This is a genomic window from Collinsella sp. AF31-11, assembly GCF_003475605.1.
Classification (GTDB): domain Bacteria; phylum Actinomycetota; class Coriobacteriia; order Coriobacteriales; family Coriobacteriaceae; genus Collinsella.
In genome coordinates this window covers 4,440-10,239 of sequence record NZ_QRQS01000007.1, presented here as the reverse complement: position 1 = coordinate 10,239, position 5,800 = coordinate 4,440, and the positions used below count along the sequence as shown (strand labels likewise).

Annotated in this window: 6 protein-coding genes; 5 read left to right on the top strand and 1 reads right to left on the bottom strand. The window is 55.3% G+C overall.

The features are described from left to right. The coding region (locus tag DWZ22_RS05595) for a restriction endonuclease subunit S (protein ID WP_233546463.1) at nucleotides 1-460 on the bottom strand (460 nt) is incomplete at its 3' end. A 210-nt stretch (nucleotides 461-670) separates the two neighbouring features. Here DWZ22_RS05595 and DWZ22_RS05590 point away from each other — a divergent pair. The 5 genes from DWZ22_RS05590 to DWZ22_RS05570 form a co-directional block, all read left to right on the top strand. After that, the gene (locus tag DWZ22_RS05590) at nucleotides 671-2,170 is read left to right on the top strand and encodes a class I SAM-dependent DNA methyltransferase (protein WP_118405644.1); all 1,500 of its coding nucleotides are present in this window, start codon (nucleotides 671-673) and stop codon (nucleotides 2,168-2,170) included. After that, nucleotides 2,160-3,650 carry a class I SAM-dependent DNA methyltransferase gene (locus DWZ22_RS05585; protein WP_118405643.1) on the top strand — a complete coding sequence of 497 codons (1,491 nt, stop codon included), beginning with the start codon at nucleotides 2,160-2,162 and terminating at the stop codon, nucleotides 3,648-3,650. Before DWZ22_RS05590 ends, DWZ22_RS05585 begins: the two co-directional genes overlap by 11 nt. Nucleotide 3,651: 1 nt before the next feature. Then, entirely contained in the window at nucleotides 3,652-4,191 is a 540-nt protein-coding gene (locus tag DWZ22_RS05580; protein WP_158573303.1) for a restriction endonuclease subunit S, read from the top strand. Beyond that, nucleotides 4,188-4,739: a restriction endonuclease subunit S gene (locus DWZ22_RS05575; protein WP_118405641.1), complete on the top strand. Its 552-nt coding sequence runs from the start codon at nucleotides 4,188-4,190 to the stop codon at nucleotides 4,737-4,739. Before DWZ22_RS05580 ends, DWZ22_RS05575 begins: the two co-directional genes overlap by 4 nt. Then, nucleotides 4,736-5,800: restriction endonuclease subunit S (locus DWZ22_RS05570; RefSeq protein ID WP_199583456.1), on the top strand; the 1,065-nt coding region annotated here is incomplete at its 3' end. The genes DWZ22_RS05575 and DWZ22_RS05570, both read left to right, overlap by 4 nt.

Below are 5,800 nucleotides of genomic sequence, written 5' to 3'. Positions count from 1 at the left end.
TACCTAACTTAAATTTCGATTTGTCGACCTGGGCGACGAAGTCGGCGAACTCCTGTTGAAGAGAAAGGGGAGGAACGAGGACGCCTAATTGCTTGAGTTGAACTCCGCTCAGATGAGTGATCGTTGCGGTGTTTGCATGCCTAGTTAGCAAGCCTTCGTCTGCCATCATCTTGAACCACCAACAAAGGTACTCAGGGATAATGGCATTTCCGCAGCGCACTCGATGAAGGGCTTTTTGAAAATAGCAGTCTTTCATTTGCCCACGCCATATCGCGCAGCGCCCAACCTCGCCCCCTTCGCATACCAATAGGTCGCCAGGTAGAAGTGAGAACTCTTTCTGATCCGCTGGAGGAAAATCCATCGAGTTCACTTCTTGAAAGTCAAACCTAAACCATTGAACGTTCCTGTTGGTGAGGTATGGCCTCCTCCATTCGCCTGTCTGATGTTTGGAGTCGAGCATTTTTCCAAGACGTGAAGAGGCAACTTCATTCAACGCCCTAATCGGCATCAGCTTATTGTTGAAACGAAGGTCTCCGAACATCTCGACAAATTGTGATTTACAGGCGCAGGTTGTCTGAATGGGCGGCGATGCTCAGCTCAATTATCTCGGCAAATATGACGGTATAATCATAAGAGCTGTAATTATATTTTTGAGCTCATAGGTACCCGAATGATTGAAGAACCGATAAGTAAATCCGAGCTGGGAAACCACTTACTCGGAGCCTGCGACATCCTGCGTGGCCCCATCAACCAGGACGAGTACAAGAGCTACATCACGCCGTTGCTCTTCTTCAAGCGCATCTCCGACGTCTACGACGAGGAGACCGCCGAGGCTCTAGAGATGTCGGGTGGAGATGAAGACTACGCCGCCCTGCCCGAAAACCACAGCTTTGAGGTGCCGGAGGGCTGCCACTGGCAAGACGTTCGCAACACCGGCACGAACGTCGGCAAGGCAATCGTCGATGCAATGGTCGGAATCGAGCGCGCCAACCCCGACACCCTCAGCGGCCTCTTCAGTAGCTTCGACGATGCGAGCTGGACAGACAAAGGCAAGCTCTCCGACGAACGCCTGAAGGATCTCGTCGAGCACTTCTCAGCGAAGAAGTTCGGCAACAGGAACTATAGCGCCGACATGATGGGCGACGCCTACGAATACTTGATCAAGAAGTTCGCCGATATGCAGAAGAAGAACGCCGGCGAGTTCTATACCCCACGCGAGATCGTCAAGATGATGGTCTCCCTGCTTGAGCCGAAGCCCGGCGAGACCGTCTACGACCCGGCATGCGGCACGGGCGGCATGCTCATCGAGGCCGTCCGGCAAATGGACAACTCAAAACTCGCCTACGGCAAGCTCTACGGCCAGGAGAAGAACCTCAGCACGTCCGCCATAGCGCGAATGAACCTGTATCTCCACGGCGCGAAGGACTTCCGCATCACTCAGGGCGACACCCTGCGCGAGCCCGCTTTCAGAGACGGCAACACACTCAAAACCTTCGATTGCGTCCTCGCAAACCCACCCTTCTCGCTTAAAAACTGGGGCTCTGACGAGTTCTCCTCAGACCCGTGGGGCCGCAATATCTGGGGCACCCCCACGGACAAGTCGGCAGACTTCGCCTGGGTTCAGCACATGGTCTGTTCCATGGACAAAAAGAACGGTCGCTGTGCCGTGGTGCTACCCCAAGGGGCGTTGTTCCACGGCGGCAAAGAGGGCGCCATACGCAAGGAGCTGATCAAGTCTGACAAGGTCGAAGCCGTGATCGCACTCGCAAGCGGCGTCTTCTACAGCACGGGTGTCTCAGCCTGCGTGTTGTTCCTCAGGAATGACAAGCCCACCGATCATCAAGGACGCATTTGCATCATCGACGGCAGCAAAATCTTCACCGCCCAGCGCGCGCAAAATGTGATCTCAGAAAAGAACGCGCAAGAGATGCTTTCCCTCTATCGCTCCTACGAGCCTGTCATTGAGAAATGCGCCATAGCAACGCTCGCTGACATCGAACGCGAGGGATACGTGCTCTCGGCGAACAACTACGTCGAAAGAAAACGCGAGAAGGTCGAGCCGCCGACGGAGACAAGAAAACGCTTCTACGACCTCCTCCAGCAAACAAAGGAATCCGAGGAGAGGCTCCTCGATCTGCTAACGAAGGGAGGCTATGTCGATGGAGAGTAGAATCCCCCAGGAAGAGCTAAACAACCATCTATGGAACGCGGCCGTTCTGCTGCGTACCTACATCGATGCCGGGTCGTACAAGCAGTACATCTTCCCGCTGCTGTTCTTCAAGCGTCTCTCCGACGTCTACGACGAGGAGACCGCCGAAGCGTTGGAAGCCTCCGGCGGAGATGCGGAGTTCGCAGCCCTACCCGAAAACCATAGCTTCGCCATCCCCAACGGTGCCCACTGGAGCGATGTCAGAGAGTCCACGGAGAACGTCGGCAAGACCATTGTCGACGCCTTCCGCGCCATCGAGGCGGCCAATGACTCCAAGCTTCGCGGCATCTTCGGCGATGCCGCCTGGACCAACAAGAAGCGCCTGCCCGACCGCCTGCTCAAGGACCTCATCGAACACTTCAGCGCCGAGACACTTTCCATAGCCAACTGCCCCGAGGACGAGCTCGGCCAGGGCTACGAGTACCTCATCAAGAAGTTTGCGGACGATTCTGGACACACCGCTCAAGAGTTCTACACCAATCGCACGGTCGTCCATCTAATGACCGAGATCCTCCAACCCAGGCCCGGCGAGTCCATCTACGACCCCACCTGCGGCAGCGCTGGCATGCTAATCTCCGCCATCGCACACCTCAAAGAGCACGGAGAGGAGTGGCGCAACGTCCGTACGTACGGGCAGGAAATCAACCAGCTCTCCTCCGCCATCGGCCGCATGAACCTGTTCCTGCATGGCGTCAAGGACTTCGAAATCGCAAACGACGACACACTGCGGCACCCGGCCTTCCTCGAGGCGGGAAAGCTACGCACCTTCGACATGGTGCTCGCCAACCCCCCGTACTCAATCAAGCAATGGGACCGCGAAGCGTTCGCGTCGGACCCCTACGGCCGCAACTTCCTCGGCACCCCGCCGCAGGGACGAGCAGACTACGCCTTCATACAGCACATCCTCAAGAGTATGGACCCACGCACAGGCAGGTGCTCCATTCTCCTCCCCCATGGCGTACTCTTCCGCAACGAGGAATCGGAGATGCGCGAAAGGCTCGTGAGAAGCGATCTCGTTGAGGCGGTCATCGGACTCGGCGCAAACCTCTTCTTCAACTCGCCCATGGAGGCCTGCATCCTCATCTGCCGCAGCGAGAAAGCGCCGAACCGAAGCAAGAAAATACTGTTCGTAGACGCCTCTGCCGAGGTAACCCGCAAGAACGCGCAAAGCTACCTTGAGCCTCAACACATCAAGAGAATCGTCGATGCCTACCGATCTGACGAGGACATCGAAGGTTTTTCATCCCACGCATCGTTTAGTGAGCTCGAGGACAACGCCTTCTCGCTCTCCATCCCTCTGTACGTGAAGCCCTCCAATGATGAAAATGCTGACGATAGAAGCATCGAGGAGACGGTAGAAAGCTGGAGAGTCGCCTCCACAGAGGCCGCGTCCCTGCTCGATAATATTGCTGCGAAATTGCATGAAAACGATGGTGAGTAACATGACCCACGTTTGCCTGGGCGATGTGGCCCGCGAAATAAAACAGAAGGTCCCTGTGGGGCAAGAGCTGCCGACGGTCGGCCTTGAGCATCTAGACCCCGGCGAGGTCAAACTCGCCCATTGGGACGAAGGCGTCGAGACCACCTTCACTAAGGCTTTCTCAAAGGGGCAGGTGCTGTTCGGGCGTCGTAGGGCCTACCTGCGTAAAGCAGCCGTCGCCCCATTCGACGGAATCTGCTCTGGAGACATCACCGTCATCGCCCCCAAGGACAACGTCTCTCCGAGACTGCTCCCGTTCATCATCCAGAATGACGCCCTATTCGAGCACGCCGTCACCAATTCGGCAGGTTCCCTCTCGCCAAGAGTCAAGTGGCAGAGCCTTTCGCAATTTGAGTTCGAGCTCCCCAACATCGCTAAGCAAGAAGAACTTGCCGACATACTCTGGACCGCACAAGAAACGCGGTCTCACTACAGGCAGCTGCTTACAGCCTGCGACGACGTCGTCAAATCACAATTTAGCGGCCGGAGGTGCGCAGCGTGACAAGGTATAGGTTCGACCAAATAGCAGAGAACAGCACCGCGAAGAAGAAACCCGAGGACAGTGACCGCGAGCGATATGTCGGCCTCGAGCACCTAGACCCCGGTACGCTCGAAGTGACCCGCTGGGGTGCCGAGGTGACGCCGAAGGGCGACAAACTGCTCATGAAGAAAGGCGATGTCCTGTTCGGCCGCCGAAGGGCCTATCAGAAGAAGGTCGGCATAGCACCCTTCGATGGCATCTTCTCGGCTCACGGGATGGTGCTGCGCCCGAAGGCCGATGTCGTCGATCCGATGTTCTTTCCGTTTTTCATCAGCTCCGACATGTTCCTTGACGAGGCAATACGGGTCTCCGTCGGCTCTCTTTCGCCGACGGCAAACTGGAAAGATCTCCGGACCTTGGAATTTGACTTGCCCTCGCCGGGAAAACAACGCGAGCTTGCCGGCATCCTCTCGGAAGCCGAGAGCCTCAAGGGGCATTATCGTAAGCTGCTCACGACCTGCGACGACGTCGTCAAATCACAATTTGGGAGACGGAGGTGTGCGGCATGACCAAAGTCAAGCTATCCGACGTCGTTAGGCGCTGCCAAACAAAGGTTAACCGCTACGATACCGACCTCACCTATTTCGTCGCCGGAGAGCACTTTGACTCCGGCGAGATGGAGCTCAACGGTAGAGGCGAGGTTGCCGGGAGCACCATCGGGCCCATGTTCTACTACGGATTCAAGCCGGGCGACTTCCTTTTGGTGTCTAGGAACCCTCACTTGAAGAAGGCCTCTAGGGTAGAATTCGCAGGTATTTGTTCGGAGAAAACTTTCGTGCTTGAGTCGGCCGACGAGAACGTCCTCTTGAGCGAGTACCTGCCTTGGGTCCTGCAGAACGACAGTTTCTGGGACTACGCACAGAAGAATAGGCATGGCTCGACAAACTCCTTCATCAACTGGTCGACTCTCGCTGATTACGAGTTTGATCTGCCGAAGGTTGGAGATCAGGCGCGAATGTCTGAGCTGCTCTGGGCCGCGCAGGATCTTCGGCGTAATTACCGCAGTTTGCTCGTCGCCTGCGACGACGTCGTCAAATCACAATTTGTCGAAATATTTTCCAAGAAAGAGTTTCCGCTGATTCCCCTCTCACAAGCATGCACGAAAATTACTGATGGCACCCATAAAACGCCCCAATATCAAGAAGCTGGAATTGCATTCATTTCTGCGAAGAATGTCACATCAGATGGCAAGCTAGATTTCAGCGACATCAAGCATATAAGCACGGATGAATACGAGTCCATTCAAAAACGTTGTGAAACCCAAATCGGCGATGTGCTTCTTACAAAAAGTGGATCACTTGGTATGCCGGCTATTGTCGATGTCGATTTTCCAATCGGTCTATTCGAAAGTCTCGCTGTCCTCAAATACCGTCGCGACATTCTTGATGGAGTATTCCTACGAGAACAACTAAAAAGCGCAAGAGTGCAGGACCAATTTACAGGCGGCGTTAAGGGGATTGCTGTAAAACACCTCCATCTAAACGTAATTGGAAAGACGAGCATTATAGTTCCCCCGCTCGAACTCCAGAAGGAGTTCGCCGACTTCGTCGCCCAGGTCGACAAATCGAAA

Coding starts and splice junctions, on each gene's coding strand:
- DWZ22_RS05580 (WP_158573303.1), top strand. CDS start 3,652: ATGACCCACGTTTGCCTGGGCGATGTGGCCCGCGAAATAAAACAGAAG.
- DWZ22_RS05585 (WP_118405643.1), top strand. CDS start 2,160: ATGGAGAGTAGAATCCCCCAGGAAGAGCTAAACAACCATCTATGGAAC.
- DWZ22_RS05590 (WP_118405644.1), top strand. CDS start 671: ATGATTGAAGAACCGATAAGTAAATCCGAGCTGGGAAACCACTTACTC.